The organism is Paenibacillus sp. FSL R7-0210 (assembly GCF_038009085.1).
In the GTDB taxonomy this organism is placed as follows: domain Bacteria; phylum Bacillota; class Bacilli; order Paenibacillales; family Paenibacillaceae; genus Paenibacillus_AQ; species Paenibacillus_AQ silagei.
Window position 1 is genome coordinate 6,996,567 of the sequence record NZ_JBBPAR010000001.1, and the last position, 21,280, is coordinate 7,017,846.

The following is a 21,280-nucleotide window of genomic DNA, read 5'->3' on the forward strand; positions in this document are numbered from 1 at the left end:
TGATGGCATAGAGTGCCTATACTCTCCTGCAAAAAGCATGAACAAGCAGCATGGCTCCCTGAAACAGTAACAACGTTGCTCCATCCCATCCTATAAAAGTAAAGTAAATCAGGCGGTTCCGTGATACTTGCGGTGCTGCCTTTTTGCTGTGCAGGAAACAATTGACCCAGCAGCGGATGGGAGATATAATTATTTTATTATATGAGCATTTGTTCATATGTATGATAATCAACCATCCAACTATTAACCATCCAAACCATCCATCCAACAAAGGAGCTATGTCCAATGACCACCCTTAATCTCCTATCCCTGATTTTATTCTGTACGTTCCTTGCCTCTTATGTGTTAAAGCTTGTAATTCTCAACAGAAAGAACAACATCCAGGCCAATGTACTGGGCAAAGGTAAGAAGATTACGACCATTAAATCAACCGAATGGTTTGTCAAAATCGCTACGCTTCTGTGGGGCGCTACATGGTTCCTGATGTCCATAGCTGAGCCGTATTTTGTGAACTTGCTTGGGCGGCATTATAATCTTCCGGTTGTGAATTATATCGGTGTGGGTATAGTTAGTATAGGGTGTGCGGTATTCATTCTTGCCATGGCAGCGATGAACACTTCCTGGAGAGTAGGAATTGATAAGTCCACAACAACCAGGCTGGTGACCCGCGGGGTATATAAGATTAGCCGGAACGCTGCTTTTGTCGGCTTCGATCTGATGTTCGCAGGTCTTTATCTTATGTATCCGAGCTGGCTGACGCTAGTTATTCTAGTGTTGAATGTTGCTGCTATTCATCTGCTGATTCTGCAGGAGGAGAAGCATCTGCGTCTTGTCTTTGGCGAAGAATACAGATCCTACAGCAGCAAGACGCCAAGATATCTCTGAAGACTCTACAATCCAACCCATTGGAGTTGCTCTCATATGAAATTAAGCATTCTCGATCAATCTCCGGTATCGGAGGGAAGCACTCCGGCAGAGGCGCTCCGGCAGACGGCCCTGCTGGCCCGTGAAGCGGAACGGCTCGGCTATCATCGCTTTTGGGTTGCGGAGCATCATGCTGCGCCAGGCCTTGCCGGCTCCAGCCCTGAAGTGCTAATGGCGCATCTCGCTGCGGTGACCTCAGCGATCCGCATCGGCTCGGGAGCGGTGCTGCTCTCGCATTACAGTGCGTTCAAGGTCGCGGAGAATTTCCGCGTCCTGGAGGCGCTCTATCCCGGGCGGATCGATCTCGGGATAGGGAGAGCGGCAGGCGGCGGTGCCCTGGCCGCCAAAGCACTACAGGATACCCGTGTGACTATTGACGACGTTGACCGGTACGAGCAGCAGATTCAGGAGCTGATTGCTTATCTCTATGAATTTGAGGGCGGAGCATCCCCCCAGCGCTATGCCGGATTGCGGGCAACGCCTGCAGTAGACTCAGCACCGGAAATCTGGCTGCTGGGCTCCAGCCGGGAGAGTGCGGCGCTCTCGGCCCGGCTGGGAACCGGTTATGCCTTCGCCCGGTTCATTGCCGGGAATGGGGGAGCGGGAGCGGTGCATGAGTACCAGGACAGCTTCGCGCCATCCGTGGCCGCTGCATCGCCGAAGCCGCTGCTTGCGGTGTTCGCCGTCTGTGCAGAGACATCGGCCGAAGCAGACCGGCTGGCTGCCAGTATGGATCTCTCACTGGTTAGCCTGGAGAGGGAACACCTCTCTTCCCCGACCCCGTCCGTAGAGACTGCACTGAACTATACATATACCCCTTACGACCGTTTTACCATTAAGGATAACCGGAAGCGGATGGTCATAGGCTCGGCTGCTGAAGTCAGGGAGCAGCTTCAGCTGCTGGCGGAGGAATACCGCTGCGGGGAGCTGATGATTTCTTCGCATATCCATGAGTTCAGGGACAAGCTGCAGTCCATCCGGCTCATCGCCGAAGCCTGCGGGCTGCAGCGCAGGGCGTAGCCTTTGCCGCCGGAATTTGGTTTTGGCTGCGAATAGGGTAAAATGAAGAGGTTACTTATATAAAGCGCACTTAAGAACTGGGCATACAGCCGAAAGGAAGCGAAGCAGAGATGTCGATTTATAGTTTTGCAGGAGTGACACCTTCGGGTACAGAAGTGCCGTTTAAGGACTATGAGGGCAAGGTGCTGCTGATCGCCAATACCGCCAGCAAGTGCGGACTGACCCCGCAATACGGAGATTTGCAGAAGCTGTACGAGCAGTACGGGGACCAGGGGCTGGTGGTGCTGGGCTTTCCGTGTAACCAGTTCGCCGGTCAGGAGCCGGGCACAAGCGAGGAAGCGGAGTCCTTTTGCCAGATTAACTATGGGGTTACGTTCCCGGTGTTCGCCAAGGTCGATGTGAATGGTCCGGAGGCGAGCCTGCTGTTTCAATATTTGAAGGGTCAGCAGCCGGGGGACGGCGAGAGCAGTGATATCCAGTGGAACTTCACGAAGTTCCTGGTTGACCGCAGCGGCAATGTAGTGGCCCGTGTCGAGCCGAAGGAATCACCGGAGAGCATGAAGGGGCTTATCGAATCTCTGCTGTAATGAGGCTGAAATCATCCGCTCTGAAGGCTGGAGCCAGGCTATACGTGTTCTCCCGGATAGTGGTGCAGATGCGCCCGGTCCGGGAGTTTTCTATACAATTAAGTTTCACCCTTTATGAAAATTATCCTTGAATCTTTTCAGAGACCCTGTATTCTTTGAAGAGAAATGCTTCGCCTGACTACATGAATCGCATACAGGAAGCAAGGATGCAGGATAATAACGGCAGGAGGGTTACATAACGGCATGAGGTTAATTACAGAGGTAGCATCGGCAGCGGGGATCAAGGAGGAGCATCTGGAACTGTACGGCAAATATAAAAGCAAGCTGGCGCCCTCGCTCTGGGCAGAGCTGAAGCACAAACCGGACGGCAAGCTGGTTCTGGTTACCGCAATGAATCCTACACCGGCAGGTGAAGGCAAGACGCTGACGACGATTGGGCTCGCCCAGGCGATGAATGCAGCGGGTGTACGCACGGTAGCAGCGCTGCGTGAACCCTCGCTTGGTCCCTGTCTGGGGATGAAGGGCGGAGCAACCGGAGGCGGCAAGGCGCAGATTGTTCCGGCAGATGAGATTAACCTGCATTTCACGGGGGATATCCATGCGGTGACGTCAGCACATAACCTGCTCTCGGCGATGATCGACAATCATATGTTCCAGGGCAACAGCCTGGGGCTTGATCCGCAGCGAATCGTCTGGAAAAGAGTTATGGATATGAATGACCGCAGCCTGCGGAATATCGTGACCGGCATTGGCGACGGCAACGGAACTGTGCGGGAGAGCGGCTTCCAGATTACAACAGCCTCCGAGATTATGGCCGTGCTCTGCCTGTGCAGCGATCTTGCGGATCTGAAGCAGCGGCTCAGCCGCATTCTGATCGGGTATGACCATGCGGGTCAGCCGGTAACGGCACAGGCCATAGGAGCCGTAGAGGCGATGACTGCGCTGCTGAAGGAGGCGGTGAAGCCGAATCTGGTGCAGACGCTGGAAGGAACCCCGGTCATTGTACATGGCGGCCCGTTCGCCAATATTGCCCACGGCTGCAGCAGTGTAATCGGAACCCGCTACGCACTGAAGCTGGGCGATGTGGTAGTGACGGAGGCAGGCTTCGGCGCAGATCTGGGCGCGGAGAAATTCATGGACATCAAATGCCGTCAGGCCGGGCTGGCACCTTCGGCTGCTGTTCTGGTGGTTACGGTGAAGTCGCTGAAATACAACGGCGGCGTCCGCAAGGAAGAGCTGTATGAGGGCAATCGGCCAGCGCTGCTCTCCGGATTGTCCAATATGGAGCGGCATATTGAGAATCTGCGCAAGTTCGGTGTGCCTGTGTTGGTGGCGCTGAATCATTTTGAAGGGGATGCCCCTGCTGAAGTGAATGAGGTGCTGGAAGCCTGCGGGCGGCTGGGGGTACCTGCTGCGGTGTCCAAGGTATGGGCTGAGGGAAGCGCGGGCGGACAGGAGCTGGCGAAGGAGCCTGATGAAGCTGCTGGACCGGGAAGAGCCTGTGAATTATGCGCCGCTGTATGAAGACCATCTGGATATCCCGTCCAAAATCAACCGCATCGTCACGGAGATCTACCGTGGTGCGGGAGTAGCCTTCTCTCCGGCAGCCAAGCGCAGTCTCGCTGTCATTGACCGGCTGGGCCTGCATCATCTTCAGGTCTGCATGGCCAAAACCCCGTATTCCTTCTCGGATCAGCCCCGGCTGCTCGGAGCCCCGGAAGGCTTCACCATGGGCGTCCGGGACATCACCCTGTCCCTCGGGGCGGGATTCGCTGTTGTGATCACCGGCAACATGGTCACGATGCCGGGTCTCCCCGCCAAGCCCGCAGCAGAAAGCATACTGGTCGATGAGGATGGCGTAATTTCCGGTCTGGAATAAGACATCAGCAGCTAATAGTTGTAGTTTGGCCTCACTTTACCGCAGATATGCTGCGGAGGGTGAGGCTATTTTGTATGCCAAAACAAACATGTCTTTCAAGGCACAACCCCAGCATGAAAATGAGCAGCGCGCCTAAAAACAGAACGAACACAATGGGACTGGGCGCGCCGCGTAGGCCAAATGTAATCGAAAAACCGATCACAATGGGACCTGGAACGCCGGGTAAGCCAAATGTAATCAAAAAACCGATCACAATGGGACCGGGCGCGCCGCGTAGGCCAAATGCTCCACAGCCCCCTAAAGAAGTTGGAGTCCTCCCCCACAAAAATGTAGACTAGATATAGGAGGAGGATGAACGGTATGGGACACTTAACAGGAACAAGAGAGAAGGCAGCGCAAGAGGTGTTGTCTGGCATTAAGGCAGCGGTGGTTGCCCGCAAGTATGGGGTGACCCCATCGACGGTGAATCAGTGGGTGAGGGACTACCGAGAGGCCCATGGGGAACAAGATCATCCGTATCCCCAGGAGCAGGTGGAGGAACTGAAGCGCCTCCTGGACGTGGAGCAGAAATACGAGAAGGCCGTCAAGATCCTCGGCGAAAAGGAGTTAGAGATCGAGATTCTGCGTGAACTGCTAAAAAAGCCAACCCCTGCTTATCCGAAAAAATCGAGGTAGCCGACATGTTCATTAAGCAGGGGAATACCGCAGCGTTGGTACTACGTCTCGTGGGGCTAGCAGAGTCTACGTATTACGACCGTAAGAAACGCAAGAAGCAGGATGTACAGGCCGTACCCCAGGGGCGCGGAAGACCCGTACCCGGCTATTCCCTGACCGAGTCTGGAGAGAAGATTAGCGACGAGGAAATCCAGGAATGGCTGCTGGAATTAATCGCTGGAGAGGAGCACGTGTACGGGTACAAACTGCTGGCCAAGTGCTTGTGGAACCAGCACGGGCTGAGGCTCAATCACAAGAAAAGCTACCGGCTGTGTCAGGCGCTGGATATCCTACAGCCGCAGCGTCACAAGCGTTTTAAGCATCCTCGGAAGCTGCCGGAGAACCGGGTCATTACAGGGGCGGGTCAGCTCTGGCAGATGGACATTAAGTACGGTTACGTGGCGGGCCAGGGCAGGCATTTCTTTGTCCTGAGTATTATCGATGTCTTTACCCGTGTCATCGTCGGCTACCACCGCGGATCGTCGTGTGAAGCCAAGCACGCCTGCCAGACGCTGGGACGCGCCATGGAGCAACACTGCGCCCCTGACAGCGCACGCCCGGTGATCCGCACCGACAATGGTCCACAGTTCGTCAGCCATCTGTTTGGCGACATGTGTGAAAGCTGGGAAATGACCCATGAACGCATTCCGCCTCGAACGCCGGATTTAAATGCTTTTATTGAATCGTTCCACAGTAATATCGATCGGGATTTGTTCCGCAAAGAGGCCTTCGAGACGTTCGAAGAGGCCTATGAAGCCGTGGACCGGTACATGGACTTCTACAACAATCGCAGAATGCATACAAGCCTTCGGAACATGCCGCCAGCTACCTTTGCGGAATGGGTCTTGACCCTAGAAGACCGCTCCCGCTTCTTCTGGCCGAGAGAAAAAGCGAAATAAAGAGCATATCTACGACAAGTGCTGATTTTATACGGAGGACTCCGGGATAAGGGGGTCGCACCGAATGCAATCAAAAAACCGATCACAATGGGACCGGGAGCGCCGCGTAGGCCAAATGTAATCGAAAAACCGATCACAATTGAACAGGATGCGCCGGGTAAGCCGAATGTAATCGAAAAACCGATCACAATTGAACAGGATGCGCCGGGTAAGCCGAATGAAATCGAAAAACCGATCACAATGGGACCGGGAGCGCCGCGTAAGCCAAATGTAATCGAAAAACCGATCACAATTGGACCGGGCGCGCCGCGTAAGCCGAATGTAATCGAAAAACCGATCACAATGGGACCGGGCGCGCCGCGTAGGCCGAATGTAATCGAAAAACCGATCACAATGGGACCGGGCGCGCCGCGTAGGCCAAATGTAATCGAAAAACCGATCACAATTGAACCGGGAGCGCCGCGTAAGCCGAATGAAATCGAAAAACCGATCACAATGGGACCGGGCGCGCCGCGTAGGCCGAATGTAATTGAAAAACCGATCACAATTGGACTGGGAGCGCCGCGTAAGCCAAATGTAATCGAAAAACCGATCACAATTGGAGTGGGTCGGGTAGCGTAAGCCAAATATAATCGAAAAACCGCTCACAATTGGACCGGGCGCGCCGCGTAGGCCAGATTCACTCCTGCTGTTTCCTGCTCCTGGCAGACATAATGCCCCTCCTCCGGGGGAAACTAAGCCAAGGTTGAAGAGTGCAGCGGCGTTACAAATGGAGTGGATGATGCGGTGAAACTCCAAAGTTATTAAAATTTGAAATTGTGAACAATGTGAGAAAAATCACAATAACTCTTGCAATGTGATAAATATCACAATATAATCAGTATATAAAGTGAAAACAATCACAAATGTAAAGTTGTATAAACGCAGTCAGTACAGCACTTTTTTACAGACGCAATCACAAGCCCTACTAAATAAGCTTTTCAACTTTGAGGAGGAAGAAATTATGAAAGTAGCAGTTATTGGATGTACCCACGCCGGAACGGCCGCCATTGTAAATACCGCACAGTTATACCCGGATGCCCAGATTACGGTGTATGAGCGCAACGATAATATCTCATTCCTGTCTTGCGGCATTGCCTTATACGTTGGCGGTGTGGTCAAGGACCCGCAGGGACTATTCTATTCCTCCCCGGAACAACTTGCCGCCCTGGGTGTGCAGACGAAGATGCGTCATGAGGTAATCAACGTGAACACCGCCCGCAAAACCCTAAAAGCCCGCAACCTCGTGACCGGTGAGGAAATGGAAGATACTTATGACAAACTCATTATGACAACAGGCTCATGGCCGATTGTGCCTAAGCTTGAAGGAATAGAGATGGAGGGCATCCTGCTCTCGAAGAACTACAATCATTCCAATACCATTATCGAAGAAGCACAGAAGGTGAACAGAATTACTGTGGTCGGCGCCGGTTATATCGGGGTCGAGCTGGTAGAGGCTTTTCAGATGAATGGCAAGGAAGTTACGCTGATTGATGGGGAAGCTCGCATCCTGAGCAAATATCTCGATGAAGAGTTCACCGCACCGATCCAGCAGTCGCTTGAGGATCACGGCATTAAGCTGGCGCTGGGCGAGAAGGTCGCCTCCTTCGCAGGTGAGAACGGCAGAGTGACCAAGGTGATAACGAGCAAGGGTGAACATGAGACGGATCTGGTTATACTCTGCATCGGCTTCCGTCCGAATACCGAGCTGCTGAAGGGCCAAGTCGATATGCTGCCGAACGGCGCAATTATGGTTAACGATTATATGCAGACCAGCCTGCCGGATGTCTATGCTGCCGGAGACAGCTGCGCGATTCATTACAATCCGACTGGTAAACACGCGTATATCCCGCTGGCCACCAACGCAGTGCGTATGGGAACGCTGGTTGCCCGCAATCTGGTCTCGAACACGATCCCTTACATGGGTACGCAAGGCACATCGGGCATCAAGATCTATGAGGACAATATTGCCGGAACCGGACTGACTGAAGAGGCTGCTGCAGCCGAGGGAATGGATACGGAGAGCGTGATGCTGATCGACAACTACCGTCCGGAGTTCATGCCGACCTTCGAGCAGGTTCAGGTAAAAGTGGTCTTTGACCGTGCCACCCGCCGCATTCTGGGCGCGCAGATTATGTCCAAGATGGATCTGACGCAGTCGATCAATACCGTATCGGTCTGCATCCAGAATAAGATGACCGTGGACCAGCTAGCCTTCATCGACTTCTTCTTCCAGCCGCATTACAACAAGCCATGGAATTTCCTGAACACCGCAGGCCTTCAGGCTCTGCCGAAGCTGGCTGCCGTTAAAGAACCTGTACACGTATAAGAGCTGAATATTTTGCCGGAGCCCGCTTAGGGCTCTTTTTTTGTGAACTCTCGATGCAATGGCAGCCGGGAATGAAAAAAAATTTCTGTACAGCCCGCTTTTATGGTAAATTTGACATGTCAGTGAAAACTTTCACGTGGTTTTTATGATAGTGACTTTTATCACGTAAATGTGATTGGGATCACGTTACAATGGCATAAAGGAACAAATTTTAAGTAATTCGAAGGGGATAGGAATCATGGCTTATAACAAACCGCAGGGAATCGCTGAAGTGACGGTAGAGAACGGAATTAAGAAGGCGCATAATCCGCTCAGCACTGTACTCATTCTCGGTTTCCTGGGAGGAGCGTTTATCGCGCTCGGATTTTTGCTGGATATTCGTGTCATTGCCGGTGCACCCGCCGAGTGGGGGTCCATTGCTAACTTCATCGGGGCTGCGGTGTTCCCGGTTGGACTGGTGCTGGTGCTGCTTGCCGGAGGCGAACTGCTTACGGGCAATATGATGGCGGTGCCGCTGGCTTTTATGGCGAAGAAGATTTCGTTCTGGGAAGTCATGAAGAACCTGGTGCTAATCACGCTCAGCAACCTGGCAGGCGCCTTGTTCGTCGCTTATTTCTTCGGTCACATCGTTGGCCTTACATCAGATGGCGTGTATCTGGAGAAGCTGGTAAGTATGGCGGAGCATAAGATCGATGCTACGTTCCTGCAGGCTTTTATCTCCGGGATCGGCTGTAACTGGCTGGTAGCGCTGGCGGTATGGCTGTCGTACGGGGCAGACAATTTCAGCGGCAAAATCCTCGGTATCTGGTTTCCGACCATGGCGTTCGTGGCCATCGGCTTCCAGCACGTTGTAGCTAACATGTTCCTTATCCCTGCTGCGATCTTCGAAGGACATTTCACCTGGGGCCAGTATGCGGCCAACTTCGTTCCGGTCTGGCTGGGCAATCTGACGGGCGGCGCGATCTTCGTGGCTGCGGCGTACTGGATGGCTTATCTGCGCAAGGAGCCGGGTGCTGTGAGTCCAGCCGCAGGCGTACCTGCTGCTGGATTGAAGAAACACGCTTAATGAATACGGACCTGACCCGGTGAATCACATCGCCGGACTGTAACATAGCTTGCCTAGCACTTCCTGCTTCTCGGCACCCTGCTTCAAGGGATTCGTAGAGACAGGGAGTGTTTTTGTATAAAGATAAGAATTTATATGCTTCGCGTTATAATTATCCTTATCTTTCTCGCTGAAATGGTACCGTCCTGTAAAAGGACGGCAAAGCCGTTTCTACTTGTTTGGTATAGGTACAGCAGGATCATCCTCCGGATAAAACAAAATTCACCGTGCAATCCGATTCGGGGGAACGAAATCGGATCTCACGGTGAATAAAATAGGGAGTGTTTCATATGGATCATTACCCCGGCTTCCGGGGAACGAATCAGTGCCGGCAAGGTATTTTTGTTTACGTGTGAAAGAGCGGGTTATAGAATATAAATATCACAAATTATATCCCGGTTTCCCGCGATACAGCATTAACGCACATGCTTGCCCCGCCCCCTGTTTTGGGATGATACTGGATGGATTAATGACAGCTATGTTACAGGGGATGACAGACAAGATATGAGATTCATGCAGGCCTATCCGAAGGAAATTAAAGTATTCTTGATTGCCAGTCTGATTAATGCTACCGGCAGTGCACTGATGTGGCCGCTGGTTACAATGTATGTATTCGATGAACTGGGACGCAGTATGAAAGACGCGGGAATCGTGCTGCTGGTGCAGTCACTTGGCGGGATTGCCGGTCAGCTGCTGGGCGGTTCGTTGTATCATAAGGTAGGAGTGAACCGCCTGATTGTCGGCGCTTTGGCGATGAATGCCTTGACGCTGTTTGCCCTCCCGTGGGCGAGCGGAAGCTGGAGCGTATTCATAATCGTTATGGGTATGATGGGATTGTTCAACTCCCTCTCCCTCCCGGCGATCCAGGCGTTTATCGGTTTCCGGTTCGCGGAGCAGCGCGCAGAGCTGTTCAATATCATCTATGTTGCCAATAATATAGGGGTAGCCCTGGGAACCGCGCTGAGCGGCTTCCTGGGCAATTATATGCTGAGCTTTGTGCTTAACGGGGTGACCTCGGCCGTATTTGCCGGATTCTTCTTCGTCTATCTGCGTAAGGTAGGGACGGCTCCGGCTCACAGCACAGTATCGAAAAAGCAACCGCAGAATGAAGTGTCGGGCTGGAGACTCCTCGGTCATATACGGATCTATCTGTTCATGGCGGTGGGCTCGATGTTCCTGCTGATCGGCAATTCGATCTGGAACAGCGGAGTCTCGCCGTTCATTATCTCGGAAGGCTGGTCGAAGCAGCTGTACGGCTTCCTCTGGACGCTGAACGGTGTGCTGATCTTCGCGGCGCAGCCGCTGGTCAGCCTGATCAAGCGCGGGTTCGCGCAGACGTCAACTGCGCAGATGACAGCAAGCGCCGTCTTTTACCTGGGCGGGTATGCTGTAATTCTGTTTATGCCAAGCTATCCGGGGATGCTGCTGGGTATGGTGCTGGCTACCCTTGGGGAGATGCTGATCTCTCCGGCGATGCCTTCCTTCATCTCGGAGCATGCCCAGCGCAGCGCGCCGTTCTATCTCGGGCTGAGCGGCGGAATTGGCGCAATCGGCCGTGTCATCGGGCCTTATCTGATGGGTGTTCAGTTCGACAGGGGCGGTCTTGCGCCAACCGGCTGGCTCGCTTGCGGCATGGCTGTGCTATCCGTAGGATTCTTCGCGCTTCACGCCTATATGAACCGTTCAGCTGTACAGCTTGAGCGCAGGACTGCATAATCGTTCACGCTGCAACTAATCTTTTTCTATCTGCTTAGTAAGGCAAGGGGGTATAATAATGCAACCAATTAACAGTGATGCTGCACTGCTTATCCGGCCTTCCGAAATCAGGGATGCCCGTGAGCTGATCGTGCTCGATAATATGATCTGGACGGAGAATACAACCCCGGGTCCGCTGATGTGGCGCTCGCGGGAGGACTATCTGCTGCATGCGCCGCCCGGCTCCCAGCTTGTGGCCTTGCAGGACGGGGAGCTATGTGGTTACGTTGGCTTCGGCTGTCCCAGCGGGATGGAGAGCAACCGCCATGTATGCGAGGTGAATATCGCTGTGCACCCGCGCTTTCAGCGGTTGGGTGTAGGCAGCCGATTGATCGCGGAGATCAAGCGCCATGCCGCGGGGCATGGCATCCGCAAGCTGCGGCTGCGTGTGCTCTCCTGCAATACACCGGCACTTCAGTTCTACCGCAAATGCGGATTCGAGGAAGAGGGACGGCTGCGGGAGGAATTCTACTTAAGCGGACGTTATGTGGATGAAGTATTTATGAGCTGCAGGCTGACGGGAGGAGAAGGGGATGGAGAGTGAAGTGAAGATGCAAGTCGTCTCGCTTAATGTAGGCAAGCCGAAGACGGTGGAGTACCGCGGTAAGCCGCTGGACACCGGAATCTACAAGCTGCCGGTAGCCGGGCCGCTTGCGCTTCGGGTGGGTGGGTTCACCGGAGACGGGCAAGCGGATCTGGTCAATCATGGAGGCCCTGACAAGGCAGTCTGCGTCTATCCGGTGGAGCATTATGCCCACTGGGAGGAGTGGCTTGGCCGGAAGCTGGAGGTTTCCGCCTTCGGCGAGAACATCACGGCGAGCGGACTGCTGGAGACCGAGGTGTGCATCGGGGATGTTTTTGAGATCGGTACGGCACTGCTGGAGGTCAGCCAGCCGCGCTTCCCGTGCTTCAAGCTCACGCAGAAGCATGGACCGGCGGATATGCCGGCTCAGGTGCTGTCCACGGGGTATAGCGGATTCTATTTCCGCGTGCTGCGTGAAGGCCGGGTGGCAGCCGGTGACCGGATTGTTAAGCTGGAGAGCGGTGCGGGAAGCTTCCCGGTGAGACAGGTACTGTACTCGATGGAGCATGGGCGTAAGGACCCTGCCGGGCTGGCTGAGCTGGCCGGACTGGAGAGCCTTGCGGCTGGTATCCGTGAGCGGTTCCAGAGATGGCTGGATGCGGCGGAGAGCTAAGACACTCGTCCTTCTCCACTCCACACCTGCACATGCTACTCTGTCGCTCCGCCGCCCTCAACCCGCCCTTCAAGTAAACAAGTGGAAAAACGTATCTTATCTCGCCTACTTCTGGCAAATAACCGAAAACAAGTGGAAAAAGAGCAACTAAAATAGTTAGTTCCAGCCCTGTTAGACGAAAGGTGAGAAATTAAGTGTTATTTATCCAACTCCAGTTCGCGCACGGGCCAATCGTTCATCAGTAAGTGGACAAAATCCAACTATATCGGTGCTCCTGAATCCGCCGAAAGCGGGCCGGGAGCGGAAATGAGGAGCAGAAATGCCCCCGAATCCTCCGACCCGACCGACCCGTTCCCCTGTATGCTCCGCGCACCCGTGCTCTATGACCGGCAGCCCTCCCCGCTCAGCCCAGCAGCTTCCATTCGCTGCGCAGCAGGCCGTACACTGCATGGTTCACATAACCACTAGGCAGCTTCTCGGCCTGGCGGATGACTCCTTCGAAAATAAAGCCCAGCCGTTCGGGGATAGCTCTGCTGGCCAGGTTGCCTGTAGCGCAGCGGACCTCGATGCGGTTCAGCTCCAGCTCCAGCAGGGCGTAATCGACAAAGACCCGGCAGGCACTGGTCATATAGCCTTGTCCCTCATAGCCTTCGCCCAGCCAGTAGCCGATGCCGACCGAGCGGTTATGCCAGTCAATCTCGTGATAGCCGATAATGCCGGCCAATTCCTCCCGGACCCACAGTCCGGCAGTGAAGCCGCCGTTATCAATTCCCTGCTTCACGGAGTTCTTGATGAACGTGGTAAGATGAGCCTGCTCGGCTACGCCATCCACCCAAGGCAGCCATTGTCTGAGCCGGTGGCGGGAGCGTTCCACCAGGGCGAACATCTGACGGGCATGCTCCGGCATGAGCAGCTTCAGCTTCAGCTCTTCATCTATGACATAATTAAACATGCGGCTGCCCCCTATGCGTTGTGAGTTATAAGCCTCGCTGAACTAACGCTTCTGCCACTCCAAGGCGTAGATATCTTCCTCCAGGGCCTGCATGCGCTGAAGAGCAAGCGTGCGGCAGTCGCTAAGCGCCCCGTTGTAAATCGCCGGCCCCAGCTCCTTCAGGAAGAACTCCAACAGATTGTCTGCGGCCAGGTGGCCGATCGTTTCCCCGCGCTCCGCCTCGAAGTAAGCACGGATGTTCTCCGTAATCATCTCCCGCTGCTCTTTAGGCAGTTTTACCGGTTGCATAAGCATCCCCCTTTAGCTTAATATTCCTATATTTATCATGCTACTCCATCGCCGGGAGAGAAGTCAAAGGATGCGGCGGCTGCTTAACTTTTGAAATATAAAAATTTATATGTTTCACACGATAACTTATCTTTCTATTTCTCGCTGAAACGGTACCGTCCTTTAAAAGGACGGCAATGCCGTTTCCGCTTGTTGAACATTCCCGGCTTAACGGGTATATTAATAGGAAACATGTTCATACAAGGAAGTAGTTATATTACAGAATGAAAGGTTGATCAATGTGGAGAACCAGGGTACACCCTCCAATTTCATTAAGAACGTCATTACCGAAGATCTCCGCTCGGGTAAGGTTAAGGAAGTCGTCACCCGCTTTCCGCCGGAGCCGAACGGTTATTTACATATCGGACATGCCAAGGCGATCTGGATTAACTTCACGCTGGCGGATGAGTTCGGCGGCAAGACCCATCTGAGATTCGATGATACGAATCCGCTCAAGGAAGATACCGAGTATGTCAATTCCATCCAGGAGGATGTGAAATGGCTCGGGTATGAATGGGAGGAGCTGCGGTTCGCCTCGGATTATTTCGGGGAGATGTATGCGCGGGCCGAGCTGCTGATCAAGAAGGGCAAGGCCTATGTCGATGATCTCAGCGCCGAGCAGATCCGTGAATTCCGGGGAACCCTGACGGAGCCGGGGCAGAACAGCCCTTACCGCGAGCGCGGGGTGGAAGAGAACCTTGATCTGTTCCACCGTATGAAGGCGGGAGAATTCAAGGACGGCGAGAAGGTTCTGCGCGCCAAAATTGACATGTCCTCTCCTAACATCAATCTGCGTGACCCGGTCATTTACCGGATATCCCACTCCCATCACCATAATACGGGCGACGCATGGTGCATTTATCCGATGTATACCTTCGCACATCCGCTGGAGGATGCCATTGAGCATGTCACCCATTCCCTCTGTTCCCTGGAGTTCGAGGACCAGCGCCCGTTCTATGACTGGGTAGTCGCGGAATGTGACATGGAGGCTGCACCGCATCAATATGAATTCGGACGCCTTAATCTGGCCCAGACCGTTACGAGTAAGCGCAAGCTGAAGCTGCTGGTCGATGAAGGCCATGTGGACGGCTGGGATGATCCCCGCATGCCGACGATCTCCGGGCTGCGCCGCCGCGGCTATACACCGGAGGCCATCCGCAGCTTCGTGCATGAGACCGGCATCTCGAAGAGCCAGGGGCTGGTGGACCTGCAGATGCTGGAGCACTTCATCCGTGAAGATCTCAAGCTGACGGTTCCCCGGACGATGTCTGTGCTGCGGCCGCTGAAGGTGGTTATTACGAATTATCCTGAAGGCGAGACCGAATACTTCGAAATTGAGAACAATGTGGAGAACCCGGAGATGGGCAACCGCCAGATTCCGTTCTCCCGTGAGATCTATATTGAACGCGATGACTTCATGGAGATTCCGCCGAATAAGTATTTCCGCTTGTTCCCCGGCAATGAAGTGCGTCTTAAGAATGCTTATTTCATCAAGTGCAACGACTTCATCAAGGACGAGAACGGCGAAGTGGTGGAGCTGCACTGTACCTATGATCCTGAGACGAAGAGCGGCAGCGGCTTCACCGGCCGCAAGGTTAAGGGAACGCTGCACTGGGTAGATGCAGGCCAGGCTGTACCGGCGGAATTCCGCCTGTATGAGCCGCTGATCTCTGCCGAAGAGGCGGAGACGGATGCAGAAGTAGAAGGTCTGGAAGCTTCCGCTGACAAGCCGGAGCCAACCTTCCTGGATCAGCTGAATCCGAATTCCATCGAGATCCTGCAGGGCTTCGTGGAGCCTGGGCTGAAGAACAGTGTGGCGCAGGACAAGTTCCAGTTCTTCCGTCACGGGTACTTCAACGTAGACAGCAAGTATTCGTCGCCGGAGCATCTGGTGTTCAATCTGATTGTATCCCTCAAAAGCTCCTTCCAGCCCAAAAAAGGCTAGAAGAGCTGCATATAAGCAGGCAGGCTTGGTCTCCCGCCGGGAGGCCAAGCCTGTTTGCTGTATCCAAATATAAGAATTTATATGTTTTACGCTATAAATTATCCTTCTATTTCTCGCTGAAACGGTACCGTCCCTTTAAAGGACGGCAAAGCCGTTTCCAGTTGTGCGTATTCCTAGTCTTCCGCCAGCTCGTCCTCGGGATCAGCCGGAGGGCGGTAGCTGCCGCGAATGACAGTGAGCCACATCATTCCGAAGCCGATCGCCCCGAACAGGGCAAGAAGCGCACCGGATTGATACATCGTCTGCGCGCCGAGGGTCTGATACATCCAGCCGCCGAGGACGCCGCCAAGAATGCCGGAGATTCCGCTCCAGGTGAGCGTGTAGAGAGCCTGTCCCGAGGAACGGTAGGGCTTTGGCACCAGCAGCATAGTCAGCTGGGTTCCGACATAGAAGAAGCCGCCGAAGGTAATGGAGTGCAGCACCTGAATAAGTGCGACCTGCAGCGGAGTCGTTGCATCGGCCATCAGCCACCACCGCAGGAAGAACAGCGCGCTGACCAGCGTAAGTGAGGCGAGCAGGACAGAGATTTTACGCCGGAGAACGTAATTGCACAGGAGCAGCACTCCCATCTCCAGGATGGAGGACAGGAACACAGCGAGACCGATCATGGTCTTGCTTCCCCCCAGCTCCGTGATGTACAGTGACACAAAGGTGTTATTCATCGTATTCGGAATCGAGACCAGGATGCCGAAGAGGATGAAGCACAGGAAGAACGGGTTATGGAAGATCTGGCTCATGCCTTTGAAGGGCAAGGGGGCAATTCCGATCGAATGGTCCAGCTTCGGCAGCGTGATTAGTGCAATCATCGCCGCACAGAGCAGTGATGCAAACAGATAGGACAGCACAGAGATGCCGGCCCATTCAATTACGGGACCAGCAAGGATGGCGGTGAAAGCCCAGCCTAGTGATCCCCATAGCCGGAAAGAGCCAAAGCTGCGGCTGGTTCCGTCAATATAGCTGAGAATCATTGTGTTGCTCTGGGCGAACAGGGGCCCCTGGAAGAAATAGAAGAACAGAATGGATATGTAGATCATTTCATATGTATTCGCCTGAAAGACAAGTTGGGTCAAGACCAGCGTTCCCGTCAGCATGACGAGGACAATCCGCCGGATATTCTGATACCGGTCACTCCAGATGCCCCAGAAGGGGTTGGCAATAATGGAGACCAGTGCGCCTACAGACATCAGGCTCCCGATCTCCAGCTTATTCATCCCTACATCCTGCAGATATAAGGGAAAGAAGCTGGTGAAGAGGACAACCGTTCCATATACGAAGAAGTTGAACCATTTCAGAGAGGTGAAAGACAGCTGCTTATCGGATTGATCCCGCAAACGTTGCACTCCTTTCCCGCTAGGATGCCTTGCATTCTTGCTGTGGCCGTCTTATGATGCCGCTGATATCACTGTAACATTTGTTGAAAAGGGATACAAACCAACTTTTATGGGGAACTACAAATCAATGGCAAAATATCTGTTTAACTTCAGTTTACATAGGTCAGTTATTCTGGGTTCTAAGGCGGAAGCGGGGCGCCACTGCTCCATACATCTATCTGCCGGAAAAGGGGATTCCTTATGACAAACAAGCAGGCACCGCAGAAGCAGGGCGCGGCCATGAGGCCGTTCCTGAAGCTGCTGCACGAAACCAAACCATCTTATCTGCTGCTGGCGCTGGCCCTTGGCCTCAGCATCATTTCGACACTGGTCGGTCTGGTCATTCCCATGTTCACGAAGAATCTGGTGGACGGCTTCTCGCTGGCTTCTGTCAGCAAGCTGCAGATTGCCGGCATCGCCGGAGCGTTCATTGCGCAGACCGTGGCCGGCGGAGTCTCGATCTATCTTTTGAATGCCATCGGGCAAAAAGTTGTGGCCGGGCTTCGTGACAGGCTGTGGCGCAAATTCCTGGTGCTGCCCGTCTCCTACTACAATGAGAACCGGACAGGCGAGAGCGTCAGCCGGATGACTAATGATACAGGAATTCTCAAGACACTGATCTCGGAGCATCTGGCCAGTCTGTTCACCGGCCTCATCTCCATTGTCGGCTCTGTCCTGGTGCTGTTCTATCTGAACTGGAAAATGACGCTGGTGCTGTTCACGGTGCTCCCGCTGTCGGCGCTCATTCTGGTGCCGCTGGGACGGCAGATGTATAAGATCTCCAAAGGCACGCAGGACGAGACGGCCTCCTTCACCGCTGTGCTCAGCGGTGTGTTGTCCGAGATCCGGCTGGTGAAATCCTCGGGAGCGGAGCAGAAGGAATATGAGGCCGGACGGCAAGGGATCATGAACCTGCTGGGCTTCGGGATTCGTGAAGGCAAGATCAGCGCCCTGATCAGCCCGCTGATCTCCTTCGTTTTCATGATGCTGCTGGTGGTCATTATCGGCTATGGCGGGATGCTGGTATCCTCAGGGGCGCTCACCGCCGGCGAACTGGTCGCCTTTATTCTGTATCTGATCCAGATTATTATGCCGCTGACACAGCTGACGCAATTCTTTACCCAGCTCCAGAAGGCCAAGGGTGCCTCCGAGCGGATCATTGAGACCCTTGCTGCAGAGGAAGAGGTGTATGAAGGTGTGGAAGAGGCTGAGGGCACAGAGGGTCCGATTGCAGTGGAAGATCTCAGCTTCGGATACAAGACGGGCGAGAAGGTTCTCAGCAAGGTAAGCTTCACTATGCTGCCGGGTCAGGTGACTGCCATTGTCGGCCCGAGCGGCGGCGGTAAAACAACCCTGTTCTCGCTGCTGGAACGGTTCTATGAGCCGCAGGGCGGAGTCATCCGGCTGGACGGCAAACCGGCTTCGCTGTTCTCTCTGAAATCCTGGCGGAAGAGAATCGGTTATGTCTCACAGGAAAGTCCGCTGCTGGCCGGTACCATTGCCGAGAATCTCGGATACGGGCTGGACCGCGAGATCAGCAAGGAGGAGCTGAAGCGGGCTGCGGCCATGGCTTACGCTGACGGCTTCATTGAAGAACTCCCGGACGGGTACAACACGGATGTCGGTGAACGCGGCGTCAAGCTGTCCGGCGGACAGCGGCAGCGGATTGCCATCGCCAGAGCATTGCTGCGCGATCCGAAGATTCTCATGCTCGATGAGGCTACCTCAAGCCTCGACAGCCAGTCGGAGGCCGTAGTGCAGAAGGCGCTGGGCAATCTGATGCAGGGCCGGACTACGATTGTGATTGCTCACAGATTAGCTACGGTGGTGAATGCGGACCAGATTATTTTTATGGAGAAGGGCCGGATCACCGGCAAAGGCACGCATGAGGAGCTGCTGAGGGACCATGAGCTGTACCGTGAATTCGCCGAGCAGCAGCTGCAGCTGAATACACCTGAGCTTCTGAGCCAAGGAATAGAGGAGGGTTCTACAGACTATGGTCAAAATACTGGTAGTGGACGACGATCCGCACATCCGCGAATTGGTGGGAGTGTTCCTGAGAGCTGAAGGGATAGCCGAGGTGCTGAGTGCTTCTGACGGACTGGAGGCGCTGCGGCTGCTCGAAGAGACTGCGGCGGATATGGCGATCATTGATATTATGATGCCGAATATGGACGGCTGGGAGCTGTGCCGGGAGCTGCGGGGGCGGTATGATTTCCCTATTCTGATGCTGACGGCCAAAGGGGAGACCTCGCAGATTGTCAAAGGCTTCGAGCTGGGCACAGACGACTATCTGGTCAAGCCGTTTGAGCCGCCTGTGCTGATCGCCAGGGTCAAAGTACTGCTGAAGCGTTACCAGATTTCGGCCGCCCAGAGTGTTACCGTTGGCAGTCTGCGGATGAACCGCGCCACCTATGAGGTGCTGTCCGAGCATGGCGAGTTCACGCTGCCGCTGAAGGAATTCGAGCTGCTCTTCAAGCTGGCCAGTTACCGGGGGCAGACGCTGACCCGTGACCGGCTGATTGAAGAGATCTGGGGCTACGATTACGAAGGCAATGAGCGGACGCTGGATGTTCATGTAGGCCGTCTGCGCGAGCGGTTTCCGCAGGAGCGATTCGGATTCTCCATTCGCACGATCCGGGGGCTTGGCTACCGGCTGGAGGGATAGGCATGAAGCACAGAGCCAAGAAGATATGGGAGAAAGTCAAAATAGTTGGACCTATAGCCGGACTATTGAGCATGTTCTTTATCACCTGGAACGGGAGCTATTTCGGCTCAAGGCTGCTGGTCCATTATTTTCACTGGTCCTTCTCCGAATATGGGTATCACCTGTTTGTGATGGCGATGCAGATTATTATCTTTTTCGTCTGCGGGGCGATGATTGCCTTCGCTACACGCGGTAAGGATCAGAACTTCTATAGGCCGATCCTTACAGCCATGCGGCAGATCTCTCAAGGCAACTTCAAGATTGAACTGGAGAACAGCGGCCAGTACCGGCAGTTCGGAGGGATTGTGGAAGGGATTAACGAAATGGCGAGTGAGCTGAGCCGGATGGAGCTGATGCGGCAGGACTTCATCGCCAGCGTATCCCATGAGATTCAGTCGCCGCTGACCTCGATCCGCGGGTTCGCTGCCGCGCTGCAAGAGGAGAACCTTAGTCCGGAGATCCGCAAGCATTACCTGGATATTATTGAAGCGGAGAGCCGCCGTCTGTCCGGCCTGAGCGACAATCTGCTGAAGCTGTCCGTGCTGGAGGCAGAGAGCTTCCCGTTCGAGCGGAAGCCTTATAGGCTGGATAAGCAAGTGCAGGGGATGATCCTGGCCGCAGAGCCGCAGTGGCTGGGCAAGGAGATTGAGGTGGAGGCCGAGCTTCAGGAGACCACCGTGACTGCGGTGCAGGATCTGCTGAGCCAGGTATGGACCAACCTGCTGCATAACAGCATCAAATTCACCCCCCAGGGCGGACGGATCACCGTCACTGTGCGCAGCATGGGGGAATGGGCCGAGGTGGAGGTCAGGGACAGCGGGATAGGCATGAGCGAAGAAGAGCTGGCGCGGATCTTCGAACGGTTCTATAAGGCAGACAAGTCCAGAAGCGTCAGCAGCGGGAGCGGAAGCGGGCTGGGCCTCCCGCTCGTGAAGAAGATCGTGGAGCTCCATGAAGGCAGCGTAGACGTAACGAGCCGTCCCGGAGAGGGGACGGCGTTCATCGTGCGGCTGCCGCAGCAGAGCGGATGAGCCATGAACCCGCCGTTCAGGCGAATAATCAGCGCCGGTACTTCAGCCGGATATTCACTGGCCAGGAGGCCGGTTAAATTAGTACAGTGTTAGGTTTAAAATAGTGGAGTAGAAGCAACTCCCCTTCAAATTACATCTTTTCTAAGCGGGGGTGTTCTTCAGGGGCGTTGGCTTAGCGTAACGGACTGAGGTGCTCTTATTTGGGAAGAAAGTCGCCAACTGGGCGAGTAACGGACTCCACAGGCCTTATCCTTTAGACTTCGGCTCCGAAACGTCTCAGATTGAAACAATAAGGCCACCTGAGTCCGTTACACTGCAAAAAGTGGCATTTTCGTGGGGATAAAGTCTCTCCGGTCCGTTAGACCTTGGGGTGGATAGGGTTTCCCATCCGAACAGCATAGCCCCGTACCCAGGACAGACAGATCATACTGTCATGGGTGC

General features: G+C 54.3%; 18 protein-coding genes and 1 pseudogene. 16 read left to right on the plus strand and 3 right to left on the minus strand.

All coding sequences use genetic code 11. The annotated features are described in order from the left end of the window. Positions 1-285 precede the first annotated feature (285 nt). From MKY64_RS29760 to MKY64_RS29815, 12 genes and pseudogenes are all read left to right on the plus strand, one after another. A complete protein-coding gene (locus tag MKY64_RS29760) occupies positions 286-885 on the plus strand; it encodes a methyltransferase family protein (protein ID WP_340957495.1) in 600 nt (199 codons plus the stop codon). Positions 886-921: 36 nt separating this feature from the next. Next, a complete protein-coding gene (locus MKY64_RS29765) occupies positions 922-1,944 on the plus strand; it encodes an LLM class flavin-dependent oxidoreductase (RefSeq protein ID WP_340957498.1) in 1,023 nt (340 codons plus the stop codon). 110 nt (positions 1,945-2,054) lie between these two features. Then, entirely contained in the window at positions 2,055-2,531 is a 477-nt protein-coding gene (locus tag MKY64_RS29770; protein WP_340946473.1) for a glutathione peroxidase, read from the plus strand. 243 nt (positions 2,532-2,774) lie between these two features. Then, a pseudogene (locus tag MKY64_RS29775) lies at positions 2,775-4,410 on the plus strand (formate--tetrahydrofolate ligase). 360 nt (positions 4,411-4,770) lie between these two features. After that, positions 4,771-5,085 (plus strand): helix-turn-helix domain-containing protein, encoded by a 315-nt coding sequence (locus MKY64_RS29780; protein ID WP_339313306.1) that lies wholly within the window; start codon positions 4,771-4,773, stop codon positions 5,083-5,085. 5 nt (positions 5,086-5,090) lie between these two features. Continuing rightward, a complete protein-coding gene (locus MKY64_RS29785) occupies positions 5,091-6,023 on the plus strand; it encodes an IS3 family transposase (RefSeq protein ID WP_340957263.1) in 933 nt (310 codons plus the stop codon). A gap of 18 nt (positions 6,024-6,041) precedes the next feature. Continuing rightward, the gene (locus MKY64_RS29790) at positions 6,042-6,644 is read left to right on the plus strand and encodes a hypothetical protein (protein WP_340957501.1); all 603 of its coding nucleotides are present in this window, start codon (positions 6,042-6,044) and stop codon (positions 6,642-6,644) included. A gap of 382 nt (positions 6,645-7,026) precedes the next feature. Further along, the gene (locus tag MKY64_RS29795) at positions 7,027-8,391 is read left to right on the plus strand and encodes an FAD-dependent oxidoreductase (RefSeq protein ID WP_340957503.1); all 1,365 of its coding nucleotides are present in this window, start codon (positions 7,027-7,029) and stop codon (positions 8,389-8,391) included. Between the two features lie 238 nt (positions 8,392-8,629). Then, positions 8,630-9,457: a formate/nitrite transporter family protein gene (locus tag MKY64_RS29800; protein ID WP_036726153.1), complete on the plus strand. Its 828-nt coding sequence runs from the start codon at positions 8,630-8,632 to the stop codon at positions 9,455-9,457. A 543-nt stretch (positions 9,458-10,000) separates the two neighbouring features. Further along, the gene (locus MKY64_RS29805) at positions 10,001-11,212 is read left to right on the plus strand and encodes an MFS transporter (RefSeq protein WP_036726155.1); all 1,212 of its coding nucleotides are present in this window, start codon (positions 10,001-10,003) and stop codon (positions 11,210-11,212) included. A gap of 58 nt (positions 11,213-11,270) precedes the next feature. Further along, positions 11,271-11,795, plus strand: a complete 525-nt coding sequence (locus MKY64_RS29810) for a GNAT family N-acetyltransferase (RefSeq protein WP_036726156.1) — start codon at positions 11,271-11,273, stop codon at positions 11,793-11,795. Continuing rightward, entirely contained in the window at positions 11,785-12,447 is a 663-nt protein-coding gene (locus MKY64_RS29815) for an MOSC domain-containing protein (RefSeq protein WP_235191902.1), read from the plus strand. Before MKY64_RS29810 ends, MKY64_RS29815 begins: the two co-directional genes overlap by 11 nt. 403 nt (positions 12,448-12,850) lie before the next feature. On the opposite strand, the gene MKY64_RS29820 is transcribed toward MKY64_RS29815, so the two are convergent. Continuing rightward, positions 12,851-13,399, minus strand: coding sequence for a GNAT family N-acetyltransferase (locus MKY64_RS29820; RefSeq protein WP_036726157.1), 549 nt, complete (start codon positions 13,397-13,399; stop codon positions 12,851-12,853). A 42-nt stretch (positions 13,400-13,441) separates the two neighbouring features. Next, positions 13,442-13,687 carry a DUF2164 domain-containing protein gene (locus MKY64_RS29825; RefSeq protein WP_036690395.1) on the minus strand — a complete coding sequence of 82 codons (246 nt, stop codon included), beginning with the start codon at positions 13,685-13,687 and terminating at the stop codon, positions 13,442-13,444. A gap of 271 nt (positions 13,688-13,958) precedes the next feature. On the opposite strand from MKY64_RS29825, the gene MKY64_RS29830 reads away from it, so the two are divergent. Beyond that, positions 13,959-15,671, plus strand: a complete 1,713-nt coding sequence (locus MKY64_RS29830) for a glutamine--tRNA ligase/YqeY domain fusion protein (protein ID WP_036726158.1) — start codon at positions 13,959-13,961, stop codon at positions 15,669-15,671. 173 nt (positions 15,672-15,844) lie between these two features. Here the strand turns inward: MKY64_RS29830 and MKY64_RS29835 are convergent, their stop codons facing one another. Next, positions 15,845-17,062 (minus strand): MFS transporter, encoded by a 1,218-nt coding sequence (locus tag MKY64_RS29835; RefSeq protein ID WP_036726163.1) that lies wholly within the window; start codon positions 17,060-17,062, stop codon positions 15,845-15,847. A gap of 240 nt (positions 17,063-17,302) precedes the next feature. Between MKY64_RS29835 and MKY64_RS29840 the strand changes: the two genes are divergently transcribed. From MKY64_RS29840 to MKY64_RS29850, 3 genes are read left to right on the plus strand one after another with little or no spacing between them, the layout of a single operon-like run. Next, positions 17,303-19,168, plus strand: a complete 1,866-nt coding sequence (locus tag MKY64_RS29840) for an ABC transporter ATP-binding protein (protein WP_036726164.1) — start codon at positions 17,303-17,305, stop codon at positions 19,166-19,168. After that, a complete protein-coding gene (locus MKY64_RS29845; protein WP_340957509.1) occupies positions 19,098-19,769 on the plus strand; it encodes a response regulator transcription factor in 672 nt (223 codons plus the stop codon). The genes MKY64_RS29840 and MKY64_RS29845 overlap by 71 nt, the downstream gene beginning before the upstream one ends. 2 nt (positions 19,770-19,771) lie before the next feature. Further along, complete coding sequence (locus MKY64_RS29850) at positions 19,772-20,839, plus strand: sensor histidine kinase (RefSeq protein ID WP_340957510.1); 1,068 nt, start codon at positions 19,772-19,774, stop codon at positions 20,837-20,839. The last annotated feature ends 441 nt before the right edge of the window (positions 20,840-21,280 follow it).